Origin of the sequence: Simplicispira metamorpha, assembly GCF_004341365.1 — a bacterium.
Classification (GTDB): domain Bacteria; phylum Pseudomonadota; class Gammaproteobacteria; order Burkholderiales; family Burkholderiaceae_C; genus Simplicispira; species Simplicispira metamorpha.
Genome location: NZ_SLXH01000003.1, coordinates 1 through 26,251, shown reverse-complemented (window position 1 = coordinate 26,251; position 26,251 = coordinate 1). Strand labels below are relative to the sequence as shown.

The 26,251-nt window shown below is 63.8% G+C and carries 28 protein-coding genes; 14 read left to right on the top strand and 14 right to left on the bottom strand.

Annotation, left to right across the window (positions count from 1 at the left end; all coding sequences use genetic code 11):
- Positions 1 to 140: 140 nt before the first annotated feature.
- Both EV674_RS02330 and EV674_RS02325 read right to left on the bottom strand, forming a co-directional pair.
- Positions 141 to 650 carry a molybdenum cofactor biosynthesis protein MoaE gene (locus EV674_RS02330; protein WP_119013904.1) on the bottom strand — a complete coding sequence of 170 codons (510 nt, stop codon included), beginning with the start codon at positions 648 to 650 and terminating at the stop codon, positions 141 to 143.
- Positions 651 to 734: 84 nt separating this feature from the next.
- Positions 735 to 965 carry a hypothetical protein gene (locus EV674_RS02325; protein ID WP_119013903.1) on the bottom strand — a complete coding sequence of 77 codons (231 nt, stop codon included), beginning with the start codon at positions 963 to 965 and terminating at the stop codon, positions 735 to 737.
- A 70-nt stretch (positions 966 to 1,035) separates the two neighbouring features.
- Here EV674_RS02325 and EV674_RS02320 point away from each other — a divergent pair, with 70 nt between their 5' ends.
- Both EV674_RS02320 and EV674_RS02315 read left to right on the top strand, forming a co-directional pair.
- Positions 1,036 to 1,290, top strand: coding sequence for a hypothetical protein (locus EV674_RS02320; protein WP_119013902.1), 255 nt, complete (start codon positions 1,036 to 1,038; stop codon positions 1,288 to 1,290).
- Positions 1,291 to 1,355: 65 nt separating this feature from the next.
- Entirely contained in the window at positions 1,356 to 1,682 is a 327-nt protein-coding gene (locus tag EV674_RS02315; protein WP_119013901.1) for a hypothetical protein, read from the top strand.
- Between the two features lie 132 nt (positions 1,683 to 1,814).
- On the opposite strand, the gene moaD is transcribed toward EV674_RS02315, so the two are convergent.
- The 6 genes from moaD to EV674_RS02285 all read right to left on the bottom strand — a co-directional run bounded on the left by moaD (position 1,815) and on the right by EV674_RS02285 (position 8,063).
- Positions 1,815 to 2,069: a molybdopterin converting factor subunit 1 gene (moaD, locus tag EV674_RS02310; RefSeq protein ID WP_119013900.1), complete on the bottom strand. Its 255-nt coding sequence runs from the start codon at positions 2,067 to 2,069 to the stop codon at positions 1,815 to 1,817.
- 64 nt (positions 2,070 to 2,133) lie between these two features.
- Positions 2,134 to 3,375 carry a molybdopterin molybdotransferase MoeA gene (locus EV674_RS02305; protein WP_119013899.1) on the bottom strand — a complete coding sequence of 414 codons (1,242 nt, stop codon included), beginning with the start codon at positions 3,373 to 3,375 and terminating at the stop codon, positions 2,134 to 2,136.
- The gene (gene mobB / locus EV674_RS02300; protein ID WP_119013898.1) at positions 3,372 to 3,929 is read right to left on the bottom strand and encodes a molybdopterin-guanine dinucleotide biosynthesis protein B; all 558 of its coding nucleotides are present in this window, start codon (positions 3,927 to 3,929) and stop codon (positions 3,372 to 3,374) included. Before mobB ends, EV674_RS02305 begins: the two co-directional genes overlap by 4 nt.
- Positions 3,930 to 4,002: 73 nt before the next feature.
- Entirely contained in the window at positions 4,003 to 5,430 is a 1,428-nt protein-coding gene (gene thrC, locus EV674_RS02295) for a threonine synthase (RefSeq protein WP_119013897.1), read from the bottom strand.
- Positions 5,430 to 6,764 (bottom strand): homoserine dehydrogenase, encoded by a 1,335-nt coding sequence (locus EV674_RS02290; RefSeq protein ID WP_119013896.1) that lies wholly within the window; start codon positions 6,762 to 6,764, stop codon positions 5,430 to 5,432. The genes thrC and EV674_RS02290 overlap by 1 nt, the downstream gene beginning before the upstream one ends.
- A 69-nt stretch (positions 6,765 to 6,833) precedes the next feature.
- Positions 6,834 to 8,063 carry a pyridoxal phosphate-dependent aminotransferase gene (locus tag EV674_RS02285; protein WP_119013895.1) on the bottom strand — a complete coding sequence of 410 codons (1,230 nt, stop codon included), beginning with the start codon at positions 8,061 to 8,063 and terminating at the stop codon, positions 6,834 to 6,836.
- 131 nt (positions 8,064 to 8,194) lie between these two features.
- On the opposite strand from EV674_RS02285, the gene EV674_RS02280 reads away from it, so the two are divergent.
- The 3 genes from EV674_RS02280 (at position 8,195) to EV674_RS02270 (ending at position 11,185) form a co-directional block, all read left to right on the top strand.
- Positions 8,195 to 8,581, top strand: coding sequence for an Mth938-like domain-containing protein (locus EV674_RS02280; RefSeq protein WP_119013894.1), 387 nt, complete (start codon positions 8,195 to 8,197; stop codon positions 8,579 to 8,581).
- A gap of 106 nt (positions 8,582 to 8,687) precedes the next feature.
- Positions 8,688 to 9,173, top strand: coding sequence for a peroxiredoxin (locus EV674_RS02275; RefSeq protein ID WP_119013893.1), 486 nt, complete (start codon positions 8,688 to 8,690; stop codon positions 9,171 to 9,173).
- A 179-nt stretch (positions 9,174 to 9,352) separates the two neighbouring features.
- Positions 9,353 to 11,185 carry a PhoH family protein gene (locus tag EV674_RS02270; RefSeq protein WP_119013892.1) on the top strand — a complete coding sequence of 611 codons (1,833 nt, stop codon included), beginning with the start codon at positions 9,353 to 9,355 and terminating at the stop codon, positions 11,183 to 11,185.
- A gap of 212 nt (positions 11,186 to 11,397) precedes the next feature.
- Here the strand turns inward: EV674_RS02270 and dnaB are convergent, their stop codons facing one another.
- From dnaB to rpsF, 5 genes are all read right to left on the bottom strand, one after another.
- Positions 11,398 to 13,863 carry a replicative DNA helicase gene (dnaB, locus tag EV674_RS02265; RefSeq protein WP_165887063.1) on the bottom strand — a complete coding sequence of 822 codons (2,466 nt, stop codon included), beginning with the start codon at positions 13,861 to 13,863 and terminating at the stop codon, positions 11,398 to 11,400.
- A 140-nt stretch (positions 13,864 to 14,003) separates the two neighbouring features.
- Positions 14,004 to 14,456 carry a 50S ribosomal protein L9 gene (rplI, locus tag EV674_RS02260; protein WP_119013891.1) on the bottom strand — a complete coding sequence of 151 codons (453 nt, stop codon included), beginning with the start codon at positions 14,454 to 14,456 and terminating at the stop codon, positions 14,004 to 14,006.
- A 12-nt stretch (positions 14,457 to 14,468) separates the two neighbouring features.
- Positions 14,469 to 14,750, bottom strand: a complete 282-nt coding sequence (gene rpsR, locus EV674_RS02255) for a 30S ribosomal protein S18 (protein ID WP_005795932.1) — start codon at positions 14,748 to 14,750, stop codon at positions 14,469 to 14,471.
- Positions 14,751 to 14,767: 17 nt separating this feature from the next.
- A complete protein-coding gene (gene priB, locus EV674_RS02250) occupies positions 14,768 to 15,058 on the bottom strand; it encodes a primosomal replication protein N (protein ID WP_119013890.1) in 291 nt (96 codons plus the stop codon).
- Between the two features lie 20 nt (positions 15,059 to 15,078).
- Positions 15,079 to 15,456: a 30S ribosomal protein S6 gene (gene rpsF / locus EV674_RS02245; protein WP_119013889.1), complete on the bottom strand. Its 378-nt coding sequence runs from the start codon at positions 15,454 to 15,456 to the stop codon at positions 15,079 to 15,081.
- Positions 15,457 to 15,687: 231 nt separating this feature from the next.
- Between rpsF and grpE the strand changes: the two genes are divergently transcribed.
- The 9 genes from grpE (at position 15,688) to leuB (ending at position 25,688) form a co-directional block, all read left to right on the top strand.
- Positions 15,688 to 16,236, top strand: coding sequence for a nucleotide exchange factor GrpE (gene grpE, locus EV674_RS02240; RefSeq protein WP_119013888.1), 549 nt, complete (start codon positions 15,688 to 15,690; stop codon positions 16,234 to 16,236).
- 83 nt (positions 16,237 to 16,319) lie between these two features.
- Positions 16,320 to 18,272, top strand: a complete 1,953-nt coding sequence (dnaK, locus tag EV674_RS02235; protein WP_119013887.1) for a molecular chaperone DnaK — start codon at positions 16,320 to 16,322, stop codon at positions 18,270 to 18,272.
- 90 nt (positions 18,273 to 18,362) lie between these two features.
- Positions 18,363 to 19,511 carry a molecular chaperone DnaJ gene (dnaJ, locus tag EV674_RS02230; RefSeq protein WP_119013886.1) on the top strand — a complete coding sequence of 383 codons (1,149 nt, stop codon included), beginning with the start codon at positions 18,363 to 18,365 and terminating at the stop codon, positions 19,509 to 19,511.
- Positions 19,512 to 19,666: 155 nt separating this feature from the next.
- A complete protein-coding gene (locus EV674_RS02225; RefSeq protein WP_119013885.1) occupies positions 19,667 to 21,031 on the top strand; it encodes an MBL fold metallo-hydrolase RNA specificity domain-containing protein in 1,365 nt (454 codons plus the stop codon).
- Positions 21,032 to 21,306: 275 nt separating this feature from the next.
- Positions 21,307 to 22,275: a LysR family transcriptional regulator gene (locus EV674_RS02220; protein WP_119013884.1), complete on the top strand. Its 969-nt coding sequence runs from the start codon at positions 21,307 to 21,309 to the stop codon at positions 22,273 to 22,275.
- A 35-nt stretch (positions 22,276 to 22,310) separates the two neighbouring features.
- Positions 22,311 to 23,732, top strand: coding sequence for a 3-isopropylmalate dehydratase large subunit (gene leuC / locus EV674_RS02215; RefSeq protein ID WP_119013883.1), 1,422 nt, complete (start codon positions 22,311 to 22,313; stop codon positions 23,730 to 23,732).
- Between the two features lie 19 nt (positions 23,733 to 23,751).
- The gene (locus EV674_RS02210; protein ID WP_119013882.1) at positions 23,752 to 23,877 is read left to right on the top strand and encodes an entericidin A/B family lipoprotein; all 126 of its coding nucleotides are present in this window, start codon (positions 23,752 to 23,754) and stop codon (positions 23,875 to 23,877) included.
- Positions 23,878 to 23,890: 13 nt separating this feature from the next.
- Complete coding sequence (leuD, locus tag EV674_RS02205; protein WP_119013881.1) at positions 23,891 to 24,541, top strand: 3-isopropylmalate dehydratase small subunit; 651 nt, start codon at positions 23,891 to 23,893, stop codon at positions 24,539 to 24,541.
- A 73-nt stretch (positions 24,542 to 24,614) separates the two neighbouring features.
- A complete protein-coding gene (gene leuB / locus EV674_RS02200; protein WP_119013930.1) occupies positions 24,615 to 25,688 on the top strand; it encodes a 3-isopropylmalate dehydrogenase in 1,074 nt (357 codons plus the stop codon).
- Between the two features lie 109 nt (positions 25,689 to 25,797).
- Here leuB and EV674_RS02195 read toward each other — a convergent pair whose 3' ends face one another.
- Positions 25,798 to 26,079: a hypothetical protein gene (locus EV674_RS02195; RefSeq protein ID WP_310466197.1), complete on the bottom strand. Its 282-nt coding sequence runs from the start codon at positions 26,077 to 26,079 to the stop codon at positions 25,798 to 25,800.
- Between the last annotated feature and the right edge of the window lie 172 nt (positions 26,080 to 26,251).

Here is a 26,251-nt window from a genome sequence, read left to right as displayed (position 1 = left end):
CAAGGCAAGGGCGCGGGCCGATTGCACAGCGCGCTCCCCCAGCGCCATCTTGACACGCTATTTTTTTAATAGCTTTAGGCGCACATCCTGCAAGGCTTGGAGCCGTTTTTGGCTTGAAACTAAAGCCCGCAGCGCTGCTTTCAGGCGTTGCGTGCGGCAATGCCCCAGCGCGCCAGCGCGGCGTCGTCGCTGACGCGCGCATCCACCCAGTGCGCCCCCTGGGCGGTTTGCTCTTTCTTCCAGAACGGGGCCTGGGTTTTGAGGTAGTCCATCAAAAACTCGCAGGCTTGAAAGCTCTCACCCCGGTGCGCGCTGCTCACCGCCACCAGCACGATTTGCTCCAGCGGCGCCAGCAGGCCCACGCGGTGGATGATGCGCGCGCCCAAGATGTCAAAGCGCTGCCGGGCCGCCTCAACCATGGCGGCGATGGCTTTTTCGGTCATGCCGGGGTAGTGCTCCAGCTCCAGCGAGGCCACGGCCGCGTCGGGCGCGGGCGCGCTGGTGCCGTGGCGGTCGCGCACGGTGCCGACAAAGCAGCACACCGCCCCCACGCGCGGGTCTTGCGCGCGCAGCGCCACCAGCTCGGCAGACACATCAAAGTCCGCCGTCTGGATGGCGATGTGGACAGGAAACGGGGCGTCGTGGGTCATGGCGGATAGCAATGGTAGGTGGCAAAAAGCAGTGGCCCATCCAGGGCGTGGCAGTGCTGGTGGATCAAGGGCGCGCACTAGCGCTCACGGCGAGCGGTGCAGGCGCGGGGCGGCCAGCAGCGCCAGTTCTTCATCGACCACCTTGTCGAGCTGTTTTTGCGCGGGTGTGGCGGGCAGCGCCGCCAGCAAACCCTGCAAGCGCGCCAGGTCGCCCACCGTGGGCGCCACCTTGATCTGCGCTACGGCAGCGCCCACATTGCCCGATTTGACCAGGGCAAACACTTTGGCTGCCCATTCACTTTTTGCACGTGCCATAAAGGCCTTTCTGTAGAGTTGGCGGGAATGCCGCTAGCATGGCCCGCACTGTAACGCTGCCCTGCACACTATGGCCACCACCACCATCACCACCGAGCACTACCTGCTCTACCCCTCACCGCGCAACGCGCAGAACGTGGTGTTTGCACACCAGCTGTTCCTGCCCTACCCCTACGCCCTGATCCACCTGCCCGACTTTGACCTGAGCGGCCCGTGCAGCCTGTTTGCCGCCTGCCGCAAAACCGACCAGAAAATGGGCCAACTGGTGACATTTGAACTGGCGCAAGACCAGGCCCGCTTTGAGCGCCTGTTCACGCCCGACTGAGCGCACGGCCACGCCAGCGCCAGCACCCCAACTACACCAACCCCACCGCCACCGCGTTTTTTGCCATGGACAACGACAACCAAATCCTGCCGCCGCCGTCTTTCATCGCCCTGTACAGCGACGCGCGCGGCCGCCTGCGCGAAAGCCCGGACGTGGTGCGTGCGCGCTACGAGCTGTGTGAAGACCTGGCCACGCACCTGGTCGAACAGGCACAAACGCTCTACCACGTGCAGGCGCCCTCGGAGTTCGAGGTGCTGCGCCGCATCCACACCGGCCTGTGCAGCGCCGAATCGGGCCTGGCGAGCGGCGAGGCCACCTGGATCGTCACCCGGCTGGCCGAGTTGCTGGTGTGGCAGTGCCCAGAGTTGCCCACCCCATCGCCCGCGCCCTGACCAGCACGCACGGCCAGCATTCAAAAATGAGAGCTGCTAGCGCGTACCCCTGCTGACTTTGGCAGTGTTTTGAGGCTGAAACTGTGGATTGGCGCGCGCTGGCAGCTATCTTTTTGGATAGCCAGTGCGGGACTACCCGCCCGTGACCGGGGGGAAGAAGGCCACTTCGGCGCCATCGGTGAGCAGCGCGGTTTCGTCGCTGAGCACCTGGTTGAGCGCCATGCGCACGGCCCGGCCACGCGCCAGGCTGCTGGCGTAGGGGCCGCCGCGTGCAATCAGCTGATCGCGCAGCGCGCCCAGCGTGGTGGCGGCGGTGGGCACGGCCTCGCTGCCCTGGCCCACGGCCTCGCGGATGGAGGCAAAGTAACGCACGGTGATGGTGTTCATGGCCAGGCCACTCCCCAAAAAACAGCCTGCGCCTGCACGGCGCAGAACACACAGTTGCCAGCCATCACGACAGCAGCTGCGCAAACGGGATAAAGCGCACCGTGTCGCCGGGCGCGATGGTCTGGCCAGCAGGGTTATCCACCACGCCATCGCCCCAGACGGCGGAAGTGAGCACGCCCGAGCTTTGGTTGGCAAACCCATCCAGCCCACCCTGGGCGTTGTAGCGCACGCGCAAGAATTCGCGGCGTTTATCGGCCTTGGGCTGCGTGAAATCAGCGCGAACAGCTACCGCTTTAGGAGCAACATCCTGCACCCCTTGCAGGCGCAGCAGAAAAGGCCGCACCAGCAGCGCAAAGGTCAGAAAGCTCGACACCGGGTTGCCCGGCAAGCCCATGAAATGCGCGCAGCCCTCGGTGCCCTCGCCGCGCTGGATGCGGCCATAGGCAAACGGCTTGCCCGGCTTCATGGCGATTTGCCACAGCACCAGCTCGCCCAGCGCCTCGACGGCGGGCTTGATGTGGTCTTCCTCGCCCACGCTGACGCCACCGCTGGTCAGAATCAGGTCGTGGCCGCTGCTGGCGCTGCGCAGCGCAGCGATGGTGGCCTCGCGCTGGTCGGGCACGATGCCCAGGTCAGTGACCTCGCAGCCCAGGCGCAGCAGCATGGCGCGCAAAAAGAAACGGTTGCTGTTGTAGATGGCGCCGGGGCGCATCTGCGCGGGCGGCACATCGCCGGGCATGACCAGCTCGTCGCCCGTGGAAAACAGCGCCACGCGGGGCCGGCGCGCCACCTGCAATTGCGCCAGGCCGATGCTGGCGGCCAGGCCCAGTTCAGCGGGCGACAGGCGCGTGCCCGCGTGCAGCACGACAGCGCCCTGCGTGATGTCTTCGCCCGCACGGCGAATCCACTGGCCGGACTGGGGCACGGCGTTGGCGCGCACGCGGCCATCCTCCAGTGCCTCGCAGTCTTCCTGCATCAGCACGGCATCGGCGCCGGGGGGAACGGGCGCGCCGGTGAAGATGCGCGCCGCCGTGCCCGGCTGCAACGGCGCAGCGGCGCTGCCCGCCGCAATGCGCTGCGACACCGGCAGCACCGCGCCGGGCGCGGCCACGTCGGCACAGCGCAGGGCGTAGCCGTCCATGGCGCTGTTGTCCTGGGGCGGCACTTGCAGGGGCGATGTGGCGCTGTGCAGCAGCACGCGGCCATCGGCATCGAAGGTAGCGACGGTGTCGGCGCCCGGCAGCAGCGTGGCCTGCGCCAGCAGTTCGGCCAGGGCGGTGTCCAGGGGTTTGAGCGGCGCTCTCATGAAAGTAACCCGGCGTGCAGATCCCAGTCGTACTCCAGGCGGTCGGCGCTGGCCAGCAGCCACTCGGCCACCTGTGACGGGGCATTGAGATCGAGAATGGGCAGTTGCGTGGGCTGGGGCAGCTGCGCGGGCAGCTCGGTGGCCACGGCGATGACGAAATCGTCTTCGGGGTAGCGCACGGGCCAGGGCGACTGGCCGGGCTCGGGGGCGCGCCAGACTTCGATCTTGGGCAGGTCGCTGTCCTTGAAGCCCTCCACCAGCACCCAGTCCACGCCCTGGTACAGCTCGGCCAGCAGGTGGTGGACGCTGAGCTGCGCGGGCCGCTCGAACTCGCGCATCAGCGCCAGGCGCTGGTCTGAGGCGATCACCACCTCGAAGGCGCCTGCCTGGCGGTGGCGCCAGCTGTCTTTGCCCGCGTGGTCGATGTCAAAGTGGTGGTGCGCATGCTTGGCCACCGAGACGCGCAAGCCACGCAAGCGCAGCTCGGGGATGAGCTGCTCGACCAGGGTGGTTTTGCCGCAGCCAGAGAATCCGGCAAAGCCGACAACCTTCATACCAAGCCCTCGTTGCTATTGATTAGATAGCTGCTTGCGCTTACCAGGTAAGCGCTGCAGCCGTTTTTGACCATTAATCGCAGTGGCGTGCAATGTAGGCCTTGACCACGTCGGCATCGGCGGGCATGACCTGTACGCGCTTGGGCAGGTCTTCAATGCCAGCGAACTTGGCCGGGCGATCGGGCGCATGGCCCAAGGCTTCTTCAATGGTCTCGGCAAACTTGATGGGCAGGGCGGTTTCCAGCACCAGCATGGGCACACCGGGCGTGGTGTGTGCGCGCGCCACTTTCACGCCGTCGGCGGTGTGGGTGTCGATGGTCATGCCAAAGCGCTGGAAGGTGTCGCGGATGGTGGCCAGGCGGTCGGCGTGCGTGCTCTTGCCGCTGACGAAGCCGTAGCGGGCGGCGGCATCGGCAAAGGCCGGGTCGGCGCTGAGGTCAAAACGGCCCTCACGCGCCAACGCGTCGCCAAACAGCGCCTGCACGCGGGCACCGTCGCGGCCCAGCAGATCAAACACAAAGCGCTCGAAGTTGCTGGCCTTGCTGATGTCCATGGAGGGGCTGGAGGTTTCGTGCGTATCCGCGCTGCCACGCACGCGGTACACGCCGGTGCGGAAGAACTCGTCGAGCACGTCGTTCTCGTTGGTGGCCACCACCAGCTTGTCGATGGGCAAGCCCATGCTGCGCGCCACATGGCCCGCGCAGACGTTGCCGAAGTTGCCGCTGGGCACGGTGAAGCTGACTTTTTCGTGGTTCTCTTCGGTGGCCTGGATGTAGCCCGCAAAGTAGTACACCACCTGCGCCAGCAAGCGCGCCCAGTTGATGGAGTTGACGGTGCCGATCTTGTACTTGTGCTTGAAGGCGTGGTCGTTGCTCACGGCCTTGACGATGTCCTGGCAGTCGTCAAACACCCCTTCGATGGCGATGTTGTGGATGTTCTCGTCTTGCAGGCTGAACATCTGCGCCTGCTGGAAGGCGCTCATGCGCCCGTGCGGGCTGGTCATGAACACGCGCACCCCGGCCTTGCCGCGCATGGCGTATTCGGCCGCGCTGCCGGTGTCGCCGCTGGTGGCGCCCAGGATGTTCAGCTGTTCGCCCCGGCGGGCCAGTTCGTATTCGAACAAGTTGCCCAGCAGCTGCATGGCCATGTCCTTGAAGGCCAGCGTGGGGCCGTTGGACAGGGCTTCGAGCCACAGGCTGTCTTCCAGGTGGCGCAGGGGCACGATCTCGCCGGTGCCAAAGACTTCGGCGGTGTACGTTTTGGCGCACAGGGCCTTGAGGTCGGCAGCCGGGATGTCGTCGATGTAGAGCGACAACAGCTGGAACGCCAGCTCGGCATAGCCCTGCTCGTGGTAGGCCGTGCGCAGGCGGGTGAGCATGGCGTCATCCACTTGCGGATAGTGCTCGGGCAGGTACAGGCCGCCGTCGGGCGCCAGGCCCTCCAGCAAGATGTCGCAGAAGTGCTTGCGGTCGGGGTGGCCGCGGGTGGACAGGTAGAGCATCAGTTCAGCTCCTCCTTGCGGATGCGCGTGATCGTTGCCAGCACGGTGGGCAGGGCCTGCATTTGCGCGATGGCCTGGTCCATGGTGCCCTCGCGCGTGTCGTGCGTGAGGATGATGAGGTCGGTTTGCGTGGAGCCTTCGCCGCCCACTTCATCGGCCTCGCGTTGCAGCAGGGCGTCGATGCTGATGCCAGCGCCAGCCAGAATGCCGGTCACTTTGGCCAGCACACCGGCCTGGTCGGCCACGCGCAGGCGCAGGTAGTAGCTGGTGACGACTTCGCTCATGGGCAGCACGGGCAGGCTGTCCATGGCGGCGTCCAGCGTGTGCGGCTGGAAGGCCAGGTGCGGCACGCGGTTGAGCGGGTCTACGGTGTGCAGGCGGGTGATGTCCACCAGATCGGCAATCACGGCGCTGGCGGTGGGCTCGGAGCCCGCGCCCTTGCCGTAGTACAGCGTGGTGCCCACGGCATCGCCATTGACCATCACGGCGTTCATGGCGCCTTCGACGTTGGCGATCAGGCGCTTGGACGGCACCAGGCTGGGGTGTACGCGCAGCTCAATGCCCTTGTCAGTGCGCTTGGTGATGCCCAGCAGCTTGATGCGGTAGCCCAGCTGCTCGGCGTATTTGATGTCGGCGGCGCCCAGCTGGGTGATGCCCTCGACGTAGGCCTTGTCGAACTGCACCGGAATGCCAAAAGCGATGGCGCTCATGATGGTGGCCTTGTGCGCGGCGTCCACGCCTTCGATGTCGAAGGTGGGGTCGGCCTCGGCGTAGCCCAGGCGCTGCGCTTCCTTGAGCACCACGTCAAAGTCCAGGCCCTTGTCGCGCATCTCCGAGAGGATGAAATTGGTGGTGCCGTTGATGATGCCGGCCAGCCACTGGATGCGGTTGGCCGTGAGGCCCTCGCGCAACGCCTTGATGATCGGAATGCCCCCGGCCACGGCGGCCTCGAAGGCCACCATCACGCCCTTGGCGCTGGCAGCCGCAAAAATCTCGGTGCCGTGCACGGCCAGCAGCGCCTTGTTGGCCGTGACCACATGCTTGCCCGCCGCAATGGCTTCGAGCACCAGGGCCTTGGCCACGCCGTAGCCGCCGATCAGCTCGACCACGATGTCGATATCGGGGTTGGCGATGATGGCGCGGGCGTTGTTCACCACTTGCACGCCAGCGCCCACTACGCTCTTGGCACGCTCCACGTCCAGATCAGCCACCATGGTGATCTCTATGCCCCGGCCCGCACGGCGGCGGATCTCTTCCTGGTTGCGTCGCAGTACGTTGAAAACGCCGCTACCGACGGTGCCGATGCCCAGCAGGCCTACTTGGATGGGTTTCATGGGTTTTACCAGTCAAAAAAGGCTGTAGCGCTTGATGGATATGCGCCAACAGCTATCAAAAAATGAGTATCAATCGGTACCGTGGCGTTTGCGGTACTGCTCCAGGAACTTGGCTACGCGGCCAATGGCCTCGCGCAGGTCGGCCTCGTGGGGCAAAAAGACGATGCGAAAGTGGTCGGGCGCGTTCCAGTTGAAGCCCGTGCCCTGCACCAGCATGACGCGGGTTTCTTGCAACAGTTCCAGGAAGAACTGCTGGTCGTCCTCAATGGGGTACACCTTGGGGTCGAGGCGCGGGAACATGTACAGCGCCGCCTGGGGCTTGACGCAGCTCACGCCCGGAATTTGTGTGATGAGCTGGTGCGCCAGATCGCGCTGTTTGCGCAGGCGCCCGCCCTCGCAGACCAGCTCGTTGATGCTCTGGTGGCCGCCCAGCGCGGTCTGGATGGCCCACTGGCCCGGCACGTTGGCGCACAGGCGCATGTTCGAGAGCATGTTCAGGCCCTCGATGTAGTCGCGCGCAGGCTTTTTGTCGCCCGACACCACCAGCCAGCCCGCGCGGTAGCCGCAGGAACGGTAGGCTTTGGACAGCGAGTTGAAGGTGAGCGTGAGCACGTCCTCGCTCAGGCTGGCCAGCGGGGTGTGTTTGGCGCCGTCGTACAGCACCTTGTCGTAGACCTCGTCGGCAAAAATCACCAGACCGTGTTCGCGCGCAATGGCGACGATGCCCTTGAGCAGCTCGTCGGAATACAGCGCGCCCGTGGGGTTGTTGGGGTTGATGACGACGATGCCCTTGGTACGTGGCGTGACCTTGGCACGGATGTCATTGAGGTCAGGCATCCAGCCGTTGGCCTCATCGCACAAATAGTGCACCGGGGTGCCGCCCGAGAGGCTGGCCGCCGCCGTCCACAGCGGGTAGTCGGGCGATGGCAAGAGCAACTCATCGCCCGTATCGAGCAGGGCGTTGGTGGCCATCACGATCAATTCGCTGGCGCCGTTGCCCAGGTAAATGTCTTCCAGCGTCACGCCCTTGATGCCCTGCTTTTGCGTCTCGTGCATCACGGCTTTGCGGGCGGCAAAAATGCCTTTGCTGTCGGAGTAGCCCGCCGAAGTAGGCAGGTTGCGGATCATGTCCTGCTGGATTTCTTCGGGTGCATCAAAACCGAACACGGCCAGGTTGCCGATGTTGAGCTTGATGATCTTGTGGCCGTCTTCTTCCATCTGCTTGGCCGCATCCATGATCGGGCCCCGGATGTCGTAGCAGACGTTGGCGAGCTTGGCGGATTTCTGGATGGGTTTCATGCGCGGATGTGACAACAAAGGGCCATGGACGCGCCAGAGCACTCGGCTACCTGGCGAAACCTATAATTTGACCACAGTTCAGCCTCCGGCCAGGGCCTTGCCCCGCGCTCTTGCCCCATCCCTTTCTTCCCATGAAATTCCAACCCGACAGAACCGACGCACACAGCATCACTGGCTACGGCCCCGGCTGGATCAGCGTGGGGGCTGAAAAGATCACCTCTAGCTTGGTACTGGGCGCGCGTGGCCTGCGCATGCCCTGGCCCTGCGCCCGCTTTGAAGACCTGGCACCCGCGCACTTTGCCCAGCTGGCCGAACTGGACGCCGAACTGATCATCTTTGGCAGCGGCGCACGCGGTCGTTTTGCCCCCGCACAGTGGCTACAACCGCTGATGCTGCGGCGCATCGGCATCGAAACCATGGACACCCCGGCAGCCTGCCGCACCTACAACATTCTGGCGGGAGAAGGCCGCAATGTGATCGCGGCACTGATTCTTGAACAGCCTGCCCAGCAGGGCTGAAAACGTTTCGGGGTAAAATGCTGGGTTGCGGTCGGGGGCATCCAGCAGAAGAAAACACCACATCCTCCGGCTTATCAACGACCACACCCTGAGAGATTGAAGTTATATGGCGATCGTTGTCAACAAGCCCCTCCCCGAATTTGAAGCCAACGCAACCGGCGGGATCAAGGTGTCCAACACATCCCACAATGGGCAAGTGATGATCCTGTACTTCTATCCCAAGGACAACACGCCCGGCTGCACCACGGAAGCCATGCAGTTTCGCGACAAGTACAAAGACTTTGTCAAGGCCGGCGCAGCGGTGTTTGGCGTGTCGCGCGACAACATGAAGTCGCACGACGAGTTCAAGGAAAAGCTCGAACTGCCCTTCGAGCTGATCGCCGACACCGAAGAAAAAATGTGCCACATGTTCGGCGTGGTCAAGAACAAGATCATGTATGGCAAGAAGGTCAAGGGCATCGAGCGCAGCACCTTCCTGATCAACGAAGAAGGCATCCTCACGCACGAATGGCGCGGCCTGAAAGTGCCCGGCCACGTGGAAGAAGTGCTCAAGGCCGTCAAATCGCTCAAGGCACTGAAAAAAGCCGCTTGAGCTGCGCTGGCGGCCTGCGGCAGCGGTCAGGGTGGTGGTGCCGTGCACACCGTCACTGCTGCCATGCATAATGGCCCGATGCCGCTGCCCCCTGCGACACCCTCTTCACGCGACCAAGCCGCCTGGGCATCCAGGCGGCTTTTTGCTTTTTGAACCTCTTGATACCGAGGCTTTTGACCATGCCCTTGCCCCCTGCCCCCACCCGGCGCGCTGCCCTACTGGCTCCCGAGGACTACAACACCCCCGCGCGCAAACGCACCAGCACACGCACAGCAGCCACTGAGCACCCCGCTACTGCGGCGGTCGATACACCCGCTGTATCCACAGAAACTGCCGCTGTTGCCAGCCCCACGGCCAGTGCAGACCAGAGCACGGTGCGCAGCAGCACCTCAGCCCGATCAGGCCGTGGTCGCCGCACCACCAACGCAACCGGCACCGCCGCAACGCAAGCCGCCGCCACCAGCACGCGCCCCCGCCGCGGCACCAGCGCCACGGCCGCACCGATGGTAGCAACCGAAGTCGCCACCCCGCTGGCCGCACCCACTGCCGCGACCCCAACGCCCACCCCAGCAGTCGCCACGCCAGCACCCGCACCGCGCAGCCGCAAGCCCCGCGGCACCGGCCCCAAAAAGCTGTTCGTGCTCGACACCAACGTGCTGCTGCACGACCCCACCTGCCTGTTCCGCTTTGAAGAACACGACATCTACCTGCCGATGATCGTTCTCGAAGAGCTGGATGCGCACAAAAAAGGCATGACCGAAGTGGCCCGCAATGGCCGCCAGGTCAGCCGCTCGCTGGATGCGCTGGCCGCCACACAAGGCGCCGACATCGGCAAGGGCCTCAAGCTGGATTCCACCGGTCAGCGCGCTGCGGGCGGCTGCCTGTTCTTCCAAACAGCGGCACTGGACTACCAGCTGCCCACCAGCCTGCCCCAGGGCAAGGCCGACAACCAGATCCTGGGCGTGGTTGAGGCCCTGCGCCAACAGCACGCGCCGCGCGAGGTGGTGCTGGTGTCCAAAGACATCAATATGCGCGTCAAGGCCCGCGCGCTGGGCCTGCCCGCCGAGGACTACCAGAACGACAAAGCCCTCGAAGACGACGACCTGCTGTACTCGGGCCTGCTGGCCCTGCCCGCAGACTTCTGGAGCCGCAACGGCAAAGCGGTAGAAAGCTGGCAAAGCGGCCCACACACCTACTACCGCATCAGCGGCCCCATCGTGGCGCAACTGATGATCAACCAGTTTGTCTATTTTGAAGCGCCCGGCGAGCCCAGCCTGTACGCCCGCGTGAGCGAAATCCGCGACAAAACCGCCGTCCTGAAAACCCTCAAAGACTACGGCCATGCCAAAAATGCCGTCTGGGGCGTGACCACCCGCAACCGCGAGCAAAACTTTGCCGTCAACCTGCTGATGGACCCGGACATCGACTTCGTCACCCTGACCGGCACGGCAGGCACCGGCAAGACGCTGATGGCGCTGGCTGCGGGCCTGACGCAGGTGCTGGACGAGCGCCGCTACACTGAAATCATCATGACCCGCGCCACCGTGAGCGTGGGCGAGGACATCGGCTTTCTGCCCGGCACCGAAGAAGAAAAAATGGGCCCCTGGATGGGCGCGCTGGACGACAACCTGGAGTTCCTGGCCAAGGGCGATGGCGGCAACGCGGGCGAATGGGGGCGCGCGGCTACCAACGAGCTGATCCGCAGCCGCATCAAGATCAAGAGCATGAACTTCATGCGCGGGCGCACTTTCATGAACAAGTACGTCATCATCGACGAGGCGCAAAACCTCACGCCCAAGCAGATGAAAACGCTCATCACCCGCGCCGGCCCGGGCACCAAAATCATCTGCATGGGCAACCTGGCGCAGATCGATACGCCCTACCTGACCGAGGGCTCCTCGGGCCTGACCTTTGCCGTAGACCGCTTCAAAGGCTGGCCACACAGCGGCCACATCACGCTGGCACGCGGCGAACGCTCGCGCCTGGCCGACTTTGCCAGCGAGGTGCTGTAAGCGCGCTGCCGCATTGCGGCTTTGAAACCAAAAGAGCTGCCAGGGCACGTACAGCGTGCGCTGGCAGCTCTTTTTTTTATAGCAAACTTAACTCTGGCCATCTACGCCATGCCATACCCGATGGCGATGGTCTGGCCCGCAAGCCATGCCTTCATTGCTATATAAAACATAGCTGTTAGCGCGCACCACGCAAGGGCCAGAGCCTTGTTTGATTAAAAATCGTCGCTCGACCCCATGGCCAGGCTTTCAAAGCGCGTCTGCGACTTCTGGAAGAACAGCTTGACGGTGCCGGTGGGGCCATTGCGCTGCTTGCCAATGATGACCTCGGCCACATTGGGCTCCTTGCTGTCTTTGTTGTAGTAATCGTCGCGGTAGATGAACATGATGATGTCGGCATCCTGCTCAATCGCACCCGATTCGCGCAAATCCGACATCATCGGGCGCTTGTCGGTGCGCTGCTCCACGCTGCGGTTGAGCTGCGACAGCGCAATCACCGGGCATTGCAGCTCTTTGGCCAGCATCTTCAGACCGCGCGAGATTTCGCCCAGTTCGGTGGCACGGTTTTCCCCTTGCGAGCCCGCCGAACCGCTCATCAGCTGCAGGTAGTCCACCACAATCAGGCCCAGCTTGCCGCACTGGCGCGCCAGGCGCCGGGCATTGGCGCGCAGCTCACTGGGCGTCAGACCGGGGGTTTCATCGATGTGCAGCGAGACGGTGCGCAGTTTTTCGATGGCCTCGGTCAGGCGCGGCCACTCGTCATCGGTCAGCTTGCCGGTGCGCAAATGCCCCTGGTCGATGCGGCCAATCGAACCCACCACGCGCACCGCCAACTGCGCCGCCCCCATTTCCATCGAGAAAATGGCCACTGGCAGGCCCTCATTGAGCGCCACATGCTCGGCAATGTTCACCGCGAAGGCGGTGTTGTGCGTCACCACATCGTCGTTGGTGATGTACAGGCGCTGCGGATGGCTGACGGCAATGCACTGGCAGGGCGCCTGGCGCACCGGCTCAATGGCGCTGATGGTCAGGCGCCGCTGGCGCGTCCACTGCTGGGGCGCGCGCGCTTGCTTGTCGGACAGCAAAAACAGCGACTGCGGCTCTGGGTGGGCAATGTTGCAAACATAGGCCGGCAAGCCCGGCACCCGCTGCCCGGCCACGTTGGTGTAGTGCGGCTGCTTCTGCGCGATGGAGCACCACGCCCCCAGCGAGCGCGCCAGCGCGGCCACACCCTGCGCCAGCTGGGCGCTGGTGGTGCAAAAGCGCACGCTGCCCCAGCGCTCCACCCAGCCATCGGTATCGAGCAGCCCGCGCAGCAAGTCCAGGCGCGCTGCGCGGTGGGCCTCCAGGTACAGCGGTGGGACGAACTTCTGGTCGCTGGTCAGGCCCGACAGGCGCAGGCCCTCCAGCGCCACGCGCAGCGGGTTGGGCTGCATGCCCACCCAACCTTTCACACGCGCGCGGTCGCGGCGCACCACGCGGTAGTCGTAGGCTTGGTCATGTACCACCTCCAGATCGTCATCCAGACGCTCTTGCAGGCGCTGCAGCATTTCGGCAGAGGCAGTGGAAAACTTCACCGTGCCAGTGCCGCTCAGGCCGCCATCGCCCAGCAGACTGCCCAGCACCCAGGGGTCGATGGGCAAGGGGTCATGGTGGCCAAAATCGCCCGAAGCCGACTCTATCCAGAGGCGGTTTTGGTAGCGTTTGCGCTCCAGCAGCGCCATCAACTGCGCAGTGCTGAGCACGCGCGGCTGCGGCCAGTGGCGGCACAGCACACGCCACAAATGCTCGGCGCAACATTCAGCGGATCGGCCATCAGAAAACCGCACCCGAAACACCTGCCGTACCCCTTGCGGAAAGATGCCAGTGACGATGGACGGGCTTCCGTCCACCGAGGCCAGGGCATCGCCCACCTCCAGATCGCCCATGCGCTTCCAGCCACCCCGGGTGCGTACCTGCGCATCCAGCGGTTGCGCCTTGCCCATGGACGGGCGCGCCGCCAGCACCACCATATCGCCCGCTTGCAGGCCCGAGGTCATGCGATCGAGGTCGATGAAACCGGTGGGCACGCCGGTGATGTCGTTGGGGTTGTCGGCCATCTCCTGCACGCGGTCCAGCAGATCGACCACCAGGGTGTCCATGGCCTGAAAGCCCTGCTTCATGCGCGAGCCTTCCTCGCCGATGTTGAAGATTTTTTGCTCGGCCTCGTCCAGTATCTTGTCCACTGGCCGCCCCTGCGGGTTGAAGGCGTTGGTGGCGATCTCGTCGCTGGCCGTCACCAGTTTGCGCAGGATGGAGCGCTCGCGCACGATTTCGGCATAGCGGCGGATGTTGCTAGCGCTGGGCACGTACTGCGCCAGCGAGTTCAGGTAGGCCAGGCCACCTATTTCCTCGGCCTTGCCCAGGCTTTGCAGCTGCTCGTACACGGTGATCACGTCGGCGGGCTTGCTGGCGTTGATCAGCTTGGCAATGGCCGCAAAAATCAGCTGGTGCTCGTGGCGGTAAAAGTTGTCCTCGACCAGCAAATCGCCTACGCGGTCCCAGGCGTTGTTGTCCAGCAGCAGGCCACCGAGCACGCTCGACTCGGCCTCGATGGAATGCGGCGGCACGCGCAGCTGCGAGATTTCGCGGTCATAGGGCGGGGCAAAGTCGCCCTCGGGGGGCATGAAAGCATCAGACATGGGGTTCCTTGAGGCTGGCCGGGGATGCTAGTCCTGCGCCGCCCGCCTGTCATCGGACAACCCTGCGGACAAGCGGTGGAAATGCAGTGGCAAAAACAAAAAACCGCCCGAAGGCGGTTGCTGGGTGGCGCAGGGCGCGATCAGGCGGTTTCGCCGTACACCGAAACGGTGAATTCCACGACCACGTCGGTGTGCAGTGCCACGCTGACCGTGTTGTCGCCAATGGTCTTGATGTGGCCATTGGGCAGACGGATTTGCGATTTGGCAACCTTGTAGCCTTGCTTGTTCATCTCTTCAGCGATGTCGCTGTTGGTGACCGAACCGAACAGACGGCCATCCACACCAGCCTTTTGCGTCAGCTTGAACACCTTGCCGGCGATCTTTTCGCCTTCGGCTTGGCACTGGGCCAGCTTCTCAGCAGCGGCTTTTTCCAGTTCGGCGCGCTTGGCTTCGAACTCGGCCTTGGCAGCTGCCGTGGCACGGCGGGCGCGGCCCGTGGGGATCAGGAAGTTGCGGGCGTAGCCGTCTTTGACCTTGACCAGGTCGCCGAGGTTACCGAGGTTCACAACCTTGTCGAGCAGGATGATTTGCATGGGTTGTGCTCCTTAGATCTTGTGCTGGTCGCTGTAAGGCACCAGGGCCAGGAAGCGGGCACGCTTGATGGCGGTATTGAGCTGGCGCTGGAAGATGGCGCGCGTGCCGGTCAGGCGTGCGGGGATGATCTTGCCGTTTTCAGCGATGAAATCGCGCAGGGTGTCCACGTCTTTGTAGTCGATTTCTTCGACGCCAGTGACGGTGAAGCGGCAGAAGCGCTTGCGCTTGAACAGCAGCGATTGGGTATTGCGCTTGGGGCGCTTGTCTTTGTTGAATTTCTTGAACGTGGCCATTGCGGACCTCTTGAAAATTAATCTTGTTGAATATCCTGAACGTGGAACACGGCATGCTTGCCGTTGCGGGGAGTGGCCAGAAAGCCTGTGAAGCGCCAGAGGCTACCCATGGGCTGCTTGGCCAATCGCTCGGCCATCGCACCAAAAGCCACTGCTTTCACGGCGGCCTTGACTTCGCGCTGCTGCCCGGCTTCTTGCTGCGAAGAGCTGTGCTCCAGGCGCAGTTCAATGGCGGGCAATCCGGCGGGCGTGAATCGCAAGGCTTGGGCCTCAGCGATGCAGGCAGTCAGGACAACGTGGTTCTCCACTCCCTTGGCAAGCCTGGTGCTCAGCGTTCGCCGGAAGCGGCGTATTCCGCTTGGCTGGCCTTGCGGGCTTCTTCGCGCTCGACGGTCTTCATCATGGAAGAGGGGCCGGTCTCAGCCTTCTTCTTTTGCACGGTGAGGTGGCGCAGCACGGCGTCGTTGAACTTGAAGGCGTGCTCCAGTTCAGCCATCACAGCCTGGTCGGCTTCGATGTTCACGCACAGGTAGTGGGCCTTGGCCAGCTTGTTGATCAGGTACGCCAGTTGACGGCGGCCCCAGTCTTCCACGCGGTGGACTTGGCCACCACCGGCGACGATCATGCCCTTGTAGCGCTCGAGCATGGCAGGAACCTGCTCGCTTTGATCCGGATGGATCAACAAAATGATTTCGTAATGACGCATGCATACTCCTTCTGGTTTAGGGAGCCACCCACTGCGTCTGTAGCGGTGTGGCAAGGCAAAGCCGATGATTATAGTCTAGGCGGCAAGCACCTGTACACTTACACGGCCTATGGCACAGCCACTGCGGGCCAGTGGCGGCCACCGCAGACCACCCTCTGCTTGAAATCCACGGCGACAGCCCCAGATGTGCCATGCACATTGTTTCTTTGCCTCCACCACAGAATCTTCGACATGTCTGAAAACACCTCTTCCGCTCCCGCCGCCCAGGCAGCCCCTGAAGAAATGGAAGCCGCCATGGCCGCCCGCACGTCGGACGAAATTGCGCGCCTGCAATCCGAACTGGCTGAACTCAAGGCCAAAAGCGCCGATCTGGCCGACCAGTTCCTGCGCGCCAAAGCCGAAGCAGAAAACGCCCGCCGCCGTGCTGAAGACGAAGTCTCCAAAGCCCGAAAATTCGGCATTGAGGGGTTTGCCGAAAACCTGTTGCCCGTAGCAGACAGCTTGGATGCGGCCCTGGCCCTGCCCAATGCCACCGCCCAACAGCTGCGCGAAGGCACGGACGCCACCTTGCGTCAGCTGCACTCGGCCCTGGAGCGCAACAAGGTAGTGGCCATCAACCCGGCTGCGGGCGAGAAGTTCGATCCCAACTTCCACCAGGCCATCAGCGTGGTGCCGGCAGCACAAGAGGCCAACACCGTGGTCAGCGTGTTGCAAAAAGGCTATGTCATCGCAGACCGCATCCTGCGCCCCGCGCTGGTCACGGTCACCGCGCCAAAATAAAAAACGCTCCCAGTGGCTTGAACCTGGCCAGGTCAGCCACACGTTAGAAACCATCCATTCATACAAGCATCGCGGAGAAAAATATGGGAAAAATCATCGGTATTGACTTGGGCACGACCAACAGCTGCGTGGCCATCATGGAGGGCAACACCACGCGCGTGATCGAAAACAGCGAAGGCGCCCGCACCACGCCCTCCATCATTGCTTACCAGGAAGATGGCGAGATTCTGGTCGGCGCCTCGGCCAAGCGCCAGGCCGTCACCAACCCCAAAAACACCATCTACGCTGCCAAGCGCCTGATTGGCCGCAAGTTCACTGAAAAAGAAGTGCAAAAGGACATCGACCTGATGCCCTACTCCATCGTGGCTGCCGACAACGGCGACGCCTGGATTGAAGTGCGCGGCCAAAAGCTGGCACCGCCCCAAATCAGCGCCGAAGTGCTGCGCAAGATGAAGAAGACTGCCGAGGACTACCTGGGCGAACCCGTCACCGAGGCCGTCATCACCGTGCCCGCCTACTTCAACGATGCTCAGCGCCAAGCCACCAAGGACGCTGGCCGCATCGCTGGCCTGGATGTCAAGCGCATCATCAACGAGCCCACCGCCGCTGCACTGGCCTTTGGCCTGGACAAGGCCGAAAAGGGCGACCGCAAGATTGCCGTCTACGACCTGGGCGGTGGCACGTTCGACGTGTCCATCATTGAAATTGCCGACGTCGATGGCGAAAAGCAGTTTGAAGTGCTGTCCACCAACGGCGATACCTTCCTGGGCGGCGAAGACTTCGACCAGCGCGTGATCGACTTCATCATTGCCGAGTTCAAGAAAGACCAGGGCGTTGACCTGTCCAAGGACGTGCTGGCCCTGCAACGCCTGAAAGAAGCCGCGGAAAAGGCCAAGATCGAGCTGTCCAACTCGGCCTCCACCGACATCAACCTGCCCTACGTCACCGCTGATGCCTCGGGCCCCAAGCACCTGAACATCAAGCTCACGCGCGCCAAGCTCGAAAGCCTGGTCGATGAACTGATCGAGCGCACCATGGCCCCTTGCCGCATGGCCATCAAGGATGCGGGCATCAGTGTCTCGGACATCAACGATGTGATCTTGGTCGGTGGCATGAGCCGCATGCCCAAGGTGCAGGAAAAAGTCAAAGAGTTCTTTGGCCGCGAACCCCGCAAAGACGTGAACCCCGACGAGGCCGTGGCCGTGGGCGCTGCCATCCAGGGCCAGGTGCTGTCGGGCGACCGCAAGGACGTGCTGCTGCTGGACGTGACGCCACTGTCCCTGGGCATCGAGACGCTGGGCGGCGTGATGACCAAGATGATCACCAAGAACACCACGATCCCGACGAAGTTCGCGCAGACCTTCTCCACCGCTGACGACAACCAGCCTGCCGTGACTATCAAGGTGTTCCAGGGCGAGCGTGAAATCGCGGCAGGCAACAAGCTGCTGGGCGAGTTCAACCTCGAAGGTATCCCGCCCGCAGCACGTGGCACACCGCAAATTGAAGTCTCTTTCGACATCGACGCCAACGGTATCCTGCACGTGGGCGCCAAGGACAAGGCCACAGGCAAAGAGAACAAGATCACCATCAAGGCCAACTCGGGTATTTCGGAAGAAGAAATCCAGCAAATGGTCAAGGATGCGGAACTGAACGCTGCCGACGACAAGAAAAAGCTCGAGCTGGTGCAAGCGCGCAACCAGGGCGAAGCGGCCGTTCACAGCGTCCACAAGAGCCTGACCGAGCATGGCGACAAGCTCGATGCCGGTGAAAAATCGGCCATTGAAGCGGCGGTAAAAGCCCTGGAAGAAGCCCTCAAGGGCGACGACAAGGCTGCCATTGAGGAAAAGACCACGGCCCTGATGGCCGCCAGCCAGAAGCTGGGCGAGAAGATGTACGCTGACAGCCAGGCAGCACAAGCTGCCGCTGGTGCCAGCGCCTCAGATGCGCAAGCTGGTGGCCACGCCTCCTCCGGCGCCAGCAAGGCCGACGACGACAACGTGGTAGATGCTGAAGTCAAGGAAGTCAAAAAGGGCTAAGCAGCGCTTGCGTTGACCCCAAGCCGCCGCGCTGGGCCCTGACAAGGGCGCCCAGCGCGGCGTTCCTGTTCCAACCGAGCCCCCATATCCATGTCTAAAAGAGACTATTACGAAGTCCTCGGCGTTGCCAAGAACGCCTCTGAGGAAGAGATCAAAAAGGCGTATCGCAAGCTGGCGATGAAGCACCACCCTGACCGCAACCAGGGCGATGCCAACAAAGCGGCCGAAGAAAAATTCAAAGAGGCCAAAGAAGCCTACGAGATGCTCTCGGATGCGCAAAAACGCGCTGCTTACGACCAGTACGGCCATGCGGGTGTGGACCCGAACATGCGCGGCCCGGGCGGTGCGGGCGCGGAAGGCTTTGGTGGTTTTGCCGAGGCTTTTGGCGACATTTTTGGCGACATGTTCGGCCAGACGGGCGGGCGCGGTCGCGGTGCGGGTGGCCGCCAGGTGTACCGGGGCAGCGACCTGAGCTACGCCATGGAAGTGACGCTGGAAGAAGCGGCCAAAGGCAAGAACGCAGAAATCCGCATCCCCTCGTGGGAGTCCTGCGACACCTGCCACGGCAGCGGCGCCAAACCCGGCACCAGCGCCAAAACCTGCGGCACCTGCGCAGGCAGCGGCACGGTGCAGATGCGCCAGGGCTTTTTCAGCGTGCAGCAAACCTGTCCGCACTGCCGGGGCACGGGCAAGATCATTCCCGAGCCCTGCACCACCTGCCAAGGCCAGGGCAAAGTCAAAAAGCAGAAAACGCTGGAAGTCAAAATCCCGGCGGGCATTGATGACGGTATGCGCATCCGCAGCACCGGCAACGGCGAGCCTGGCACCAACGGCGGGCCACCGGGCGACCTGTACATCGAAATCCGCCTGAAAAAGCACGACATCTTCGAGCGCGATGGCGACGACCTGCACTGCCAGGTGCCCGTGAGCTTCATCACGGCAGCGCTGGGCGGCGAGATTGAAGTGCCCACGCTGGCAGACAAAGTGGCCATCGACATCCCCGAAGGCACGCAGGCGGGCAAGCAGTTCAGGCTGCGCGGCAAGGGCATCAAGGGCGTGCGTTCCAGCTACCCCGGCGACCTGTACTGCCACATTGCTGTGGAAACACCCGTCAAGCTGACCGAGCACCAGCGCAAACTGCTGCGCGAACTGGACGAGTCGCTCAAAAAAGGCGGCGGACGCCACTCGCCCAGCGGCGAGAGCTGGGCCGATCGGCTGAAGAACTTCTTCAAGCCCTGAGCCACCGCTTCTGCGGGCGCCCACCCCAGCGCCCTGCCCCACACACCGCCCGTGCCAGCCAGCCCGGGCGGTTTTTGCTTTCAGCAGTAGCGCCGCATGGCCCTTTGCTGCCACAAGCGATAGGATGGCCCGCACACACTTGAAGGAGCCTTGCCATGCCCGTCCGCATAACCTTCCTCGGTGGCGCCTGCACCGTCACCGGCTCCAAGTACCTGGTCACACACCAAGGCCAGCGCCTGCTGCTCGACTGCGGGCTGTTCCAGGGCTACAAGCCGCTGCGCCTGCGCAACTGGCAACCGCTGCCCGTGGCGCCCAGCCAGATCGACGCCGTGGTGCTCACGCACGCGCACCTGGACCACAGCGGCTACCTGCCCCTGCTGGTGCGCGATGGCTACACCGGCCCCATCCACAGCACGGCGGGCACGCGCGACCTGTGCGCCATCTTGCTGCCCGACAGTGGCCATTTGCAGGAAGAAGACGCCGCTTTCCTCAACCGCCACCAGCTCTCGCAGCACACGCCTGCGCTGCCGCTCTACACCCGGCTGGATGCGCAGCATTGCCTGCAACAGTTCCAGGCACACGCCTTTTCGCAGCCGTTTGAGCCCATTCCCGGCTGGCGTGTGACCTTCTCGCCTGCGGGCCATATCCTGGGCGCAGCCACCGTGCTGCTGGAAGTGGGTGGGCGGCGCATTCTGTTCTCTGGCGACCTGGGCCGCCCCGACGACCTGATCATGAACCCGCCCGAGGCGCCGCCCCAGGCCGATACCGTGCTCATCGAGTCCACCTACGGCGACCGCCAGCACCCCGCCGAAGACACCTTGCATGCGCTGGGCGAGGCCCTGCAACGCCTGGCCCGGCGCGGCGGCGTGGCCGTGGTGCCCGTCTTTGCCGTTGGCAGGGCGCAAACGGTGCTGCACGCCATCCATCTGCTCAAGGTGCAAGGGGTGGTGCCCGCAGCGCTGCCAGTGTTTCTCGACAGCCCCATGGCCGTCAGCACCACCGGGCTGTTTGAGAAGCACCTGGGCGAACACCGCCTCAGCGCCCGCGAAGCGCGGGCCCTCTCGCACGGCGCCACCATGGTGCAGACCACCGACGAATCCAAAGCCCTGGCGCGCCGCCACGGCCCCATGGTGATTTTGTCGGCCAGCGGCATGGCCACCGGCGGGCGCGTGCTGCACCACCTGGCGCTCTACGCCAGCGACCACCGCAACATGGTGATCCTGACCGGCTACCAGGCGCCCGGCACGCGCGGTGCGCGCATTGCCAACGGCGAGAAAACCATCCGCATCCACGGCCAGGATGTGCGCATCGGTGCCGAAGTAGTGCAGCTCAGCAGTGCCTCGGCCCATGCCGATGCCGACCAGACGCTGGCCTGGCTGCGCCGCATGCCGCACGCGCCGCAGCAGGTGTACGTGGTGCATGGCGAAATCGGTGCCGCCGACACGCTGCGCCAGCGCATAGAACATGAGCTGCGCTGGCACGCCAGCGTGCCCGAGCACGCCAGCACCGGCCCGGCCTGAACACGGGCCATGCCCTGGCGGCGCGCGCCAGCCGCCCCAGCCATATCAAAAAGAGGAGCTGCTGGCGCTTATCAGGCAAGGATTTGCAGCATAAAACATTGCCAAACCCAATAGATACGTGCGCCAGCAGCTCACTTTTTTGAGAGCACGGCGCCCCTGCCGCCCGCGCCACCGCGCTGGCGCAAGATGAAAGCCATCGCACTTTGAGATGGATAAAGGCATCAACATCGCAGAAAATACAAAGCCTTCTCCAATCGAGAAGCCAAGTACACCCCATGAAAAACTCCGAGCGCAGCTTTGCGCGCCGCATTGACCTGACATCGCTGCAATTGTTTGTGGCGGTGTGCGAGCTGGGCAGCATTGGCCGCGCCGCCGAGCGCGAGTTCATTGCCGCCTCGGCGGTGAGCAAGCGGCTCTCGGAGCTGGAGGCCGCAGCCGACACCACTTTGCTCTACCGGCACAGCCGGGGCGTCACGCCCACCCCGGCGGGCCAAAGCCTGCTGCACCATGCCCGCACCGTGCTGTTTGGCCTGGAGCGCATGCAAGGCGAGCTGAGCGAATACGCCGACGGCGTGCGCGGCCATGTGCGCATGCACGCCAACATTTCGGCCATCGTGCAGTTTTTGCCCGAAGACCTGGGCGCCTTTTGCCGCGCCCACAGCCAGGTCAAGATCGACCTGCAAGAGCACCTGAGCAGTGCCGTGCTGCACGCGGTACAAGAAGGCGCCGCCGACCTGGGCATTTGCCACGCCAGCGCCAGCGACCACAGCGCCAGCGCCCTGCCCAACCGCCCCTACCGGCACGACCATTTGGTGCTCGTAGTGCCGCTGGGCCACGCCCTGTCTGCGCGAACAGCTATTGTTTTTGAAGAGGTGCTGGACTGGGACATCGTCGGCCTGCACGCGGGCAGCAGCATCAGCCTGGCCATGCGCGCCGCCGCTGCCAACGCTGGGCGCACGCTGCGCCAGCGCATCCAGGTCACTGGGCTGGACGCCATGTGCCGCATGATCGACAACGGCCTGGGCGTGGGCCTGCTGCCTGACCGCGCCTTTGCCCTGATGCACGGCGTGGGCCGCCTCAAGGCCATCGCGCTGCAAGACGCCTGGGCGCAGCGCGAACTGCGCCTGGTAGCGCGCGACTTCGACACCCTGCCCGTGACAGCGCGCCTGCTGGTCGAGCACCTCTCGGCCAGCGCCAGCGCACCCGCCGCCGCCCTGGAAACCACCCCGCACAGCGCGGCCTAAAATCCCTTTTCCCCACTGAAAGCAAAGAGACCACCATGGGACGCACCCTGTACGACAAGATCTGGGACGAGCACGTCGTCCACACCGAAGAAGACGGCACCGCCATCCTCTACATCGACCGCCATCTGGTGCATGAAGTGACCAGCCCGCAGGCGTTCGAGGGCCTGCGCCAGGCAGGGCGCAAGGTCTGGCGCGTCAGCTCCATCGTGGCCACTGCCGACCACAACACGCCCACCACCGGCTGGGAGCTGGGCTACGACGGCATCACCGACCCCATCAGCAAAGAGCAGATCACCACGCTGAACGCCAACATCGCTGAAGTGGGCGCGGCGGCGTTCTTCCCGTTCATGCACCAGCGCCAGGGCATCGTCCACGTCATTGGCCCGGAAAACGGCGCCACCCTGCCGGGCATGACCGTGGTCTGCGGCGACAGCCACACCTCCACGCACGGCGCCTTTGGCGCGCTGGCCCACGGCATCGGCACCAGCGAGGTCGAGCACGTCATGGCCACGCAAACGCTGCTGGCCAAAAAAGCCAAGAACATGCTCGTCAAGGTCGATGGCGAACTGGCCCCGGGCGTGACGCCCAAGGACGTGGTGCTGGCCATCATCGGCAAGATTGGCACGGCGGGCGGCACGGGCTACACCATCGAGTTTGCCGGCTCGGTGTTCCGCGCCATGAGCATGGAAGGGCGCATGACGGTGTGCAACATGGCCATCGAGGCCGGTGCCCGCGCCGGTCTGGTGGCCGTGGACGACAAAACCATCGACTACGTCAAGGGCCGCCCGCTCTCGCCCACCGGCGTGGAATGGGACCAGGCCGTGGCGTATTGGAAGACGCTGCACTCGGACGCCGACGCGGTGTTCGACACCGTGGTCACGCTCAACGGCGCAACCATAGTGCCGCAAGTGACCTGGGGCACCTCGCCCGAGATGGTGCTGGGCATTGACGCCCGTGTGCCCGACCCGGACAAGGAAAAAGACGCCAACAAGCGCGACGCCATCGAACGCGCCCTGCACTACATGAACCTGCAACCGGGCAAGCCGCTCAACGACATCGTGATCGACAAGGTGTTCATTGGCTCGTGCACCAACAGCCGCATCGAAGACATGCGCGAAGCCGCTGCCGTGGTGAAAAAGCTGGGCCGCAAAGTGGCTGCCAACGTCAAGCTGGCGCTGGTGGTGCCCGGCTCGGGGCTGGTCAAAGCCCAGGCCGAGCGCGAAGGCCTGCACGACATCTTCAAGGCCGCTGGCTTTGAGTGGCGCGAGCCCGGCTGCTCCATGTGCCTGGCCATGAACGCCGACCGCCTGGAGCCGGGCGAGCGCTGCGCCTCCACCAGCAACCGCAACTTTGAAGGCCGCCAGGGCGCGGGCGGGCGCACCCACCTGGTCAGCCCGGCCATGGCTGCTGCCGCCGCCGTGCATGGCCACTTTGTGGACGTGCGCACTTTTGCCTGACCCCCGCAGGAGTTTGACCATGCGCAAGAGCACCTCCTTTATCGTCCTGTCCATCGCTTTGGTGCTGGCTGGCTGCAACACCGTCAAAGGTGTGGGCCAGGACATCGGCAAAGCCGGCTCGGCCATTGAACGCGCCGCCAAGTAACCCACCTACCGCCATGCAGAAATTCAACGTACACCAGGGCCTCGTCGCCCCCATGGACCGCGAGAACGTCGATACCGACGCCATCATCCCCAAGCAATTCCTCAAGTCGATCAAAAAGACCGGCTTTGGCGTGAACCTGTTTGACGAGTGGCGCTACCTCGACCACGGCGAGCCCGGCCAAGACCCGGCCAGCCGCCGCCCCAACCCCGACTTTGTGCTCAACCAGCCGCGCTACCAAGGCGCCTCCATCCTGCTGGCGCGCAAAAACTTTGGCTGCGGCTCCAGCCGCGAACACGCGCCCTGGGCACTCGACCAGTACGGCTTTCGCGCCGTGATTGCGCCCAGCTTTGCCGACATCTTCTTCAACAACTGCTTCAAGAACGGCCTGCTGCCCATCCAGCTGCCCGAGGCCACTGTGGCCCAGCTGTTCGATGAAGTGGCGGCTTTTCCGGGCTACCAGCTCACCATCGACCTGGAGCGCCAGGTCATCGTGCGCCCGCAGGGCCAGGAGATTGCGTTTGAGGTGCAAGCCTTCCGCAAATACTGCCTTCTCAACGGTTTTGACGACATCGGCCTGACCCTGCGCCAGTCCGACAAAATCCGCGCCTTCGAAGCAGAGCGCCTGGCCACCAAGCCCTGGCTGGCCCACACCATGGCCGCCTGATCAATTTACAGCAAAATCGGCCTCCAGCGCCCGTGCAATGGTCGCTACCAGCTATCAAAACAGAAGCAAAATCATGAAAATCGCAGTTCTGCCGGGTGACGGCATTGGTACCGAAATCGTCGCTGAAGCCGTCAAGGTGCTGGGCGCCCTGGACTTGAAGTTCGAGATGGAAACCGCCCTGGTCGGCGGCGCCGCCTACGAGGCCCACGGCCACCCGCTGCCCGAATCGACGCTGAAGCTGGCCCAGGAATCCGACGCCATCCTGTTCGGCGCCGTGGGCGACTGGAAGTACGACAAGCTCGACCGCCCGCTGCGCCCCGAGCAGGCCATTCTGGGCCTGCGCAAGGCCATGGGCCTGTTTGCCAACTTCCGCCCCGCCATCTGCTACGAGCAGCTGGTGGACGCGTCCAGCCTCAAGCCCGAGCTGATCGCGGGTCTGGACATCCTCATCATCCGCGAGCTGACCGGTGACATCTACTTCGGCCAGCCGCGCGGCCGCCGCATTGCCACCGATGGCCACTTCCCCGGCGCCGAAGAAGCCTTCGACACCATGCGCTACAGCCGCCCCGAGATTGAGCGCATTGCCCACGTCGCCTTCCAGGCCGCCCGCAAGCGCAGCAAAAAAGTGACCAGCGTGGACAAGGCCAACGTGCTGGAAACCTTCCAGCTCTGGAAGGACGTGATGACCGACGTGGGCCAGCAGTACCCCGACGTGGAACTGCAGCACATGTACGTGGACAACGCGGCCATGCAACTGGTCAAGGCGCCCAAGGCGTTCGACGTGGTGGTGACCGGCAACATGTTTGGCGACATCCTCTCCGATGAAGCCTCGATGCTGACGGGCTCCATCGGCATGCTGCCTTCGGCCAGCCTCAACAGCAAAGGCCAGGGCCTGTACGAGCCCAGCCACGGCAGCGCGCCCGACATCGCGGGCAAGGGCGTGGCCAACCCGCTCGCCACCATCCTGAGCGCCGCGATGATGCTGCGCTTCAGCCTGAACCAGGAAGCCGCTGCCCAGCGCATCGAAGCAGCCGTGCAAGCCGTGCTGGCGCAAGGGCTGCGCACGCCCGACATCTACAGCGAAGGCACCACCAAGGTGGGCACCGCGCAAATGGGGGACGCGGTGGTGAAAGCACTGGCTGCCTGAGGCAGCTGCGTCTTTCACGCTGGGGGTCTTCACCGCTGGTGATGGCCCGAAAACAAAAAAGCGCCGGCGTCCGGCGCTTTTTTTCGTCAGAAGACGTGAACAAGGCAAGCTAGAGCCAGCCGTTGTCCACAAACTCCATGACCGAGTAGCACCGGGACTCAAGGGGATGGGATTGCACGGCAGCAACGATTTTCGCCACGCCGTGCGCATACGGGGCCTCGCCATAAACCCGCGTTTCCAGCTTCACACTGCACAGGCCATCGTCGATCAGTACCTGGTGGTAGGCATGGCGTGGCAGATGTTCGTCAGGAATGTGCAACTCCTTGCGCTGTACACCGGCATCACGCACGGAATGGATCTGCCCGGCGGGCAATCCCAGCGCATGCGCCATGCTGACGGCTGTGCCTGGCACTGAGGTTTTCTGGGCCTGATGCGACTCGATGAGACGGACGCGCTGGTTCTGAGAACCACCCCTTTCAAGGTGTTTCCCGCCCAGCCTTGATAACCCGCGCGGTTGCCACATGCGAGCGAGCGAGGCTGCCGTCCACGAACCCTTTGGGAGC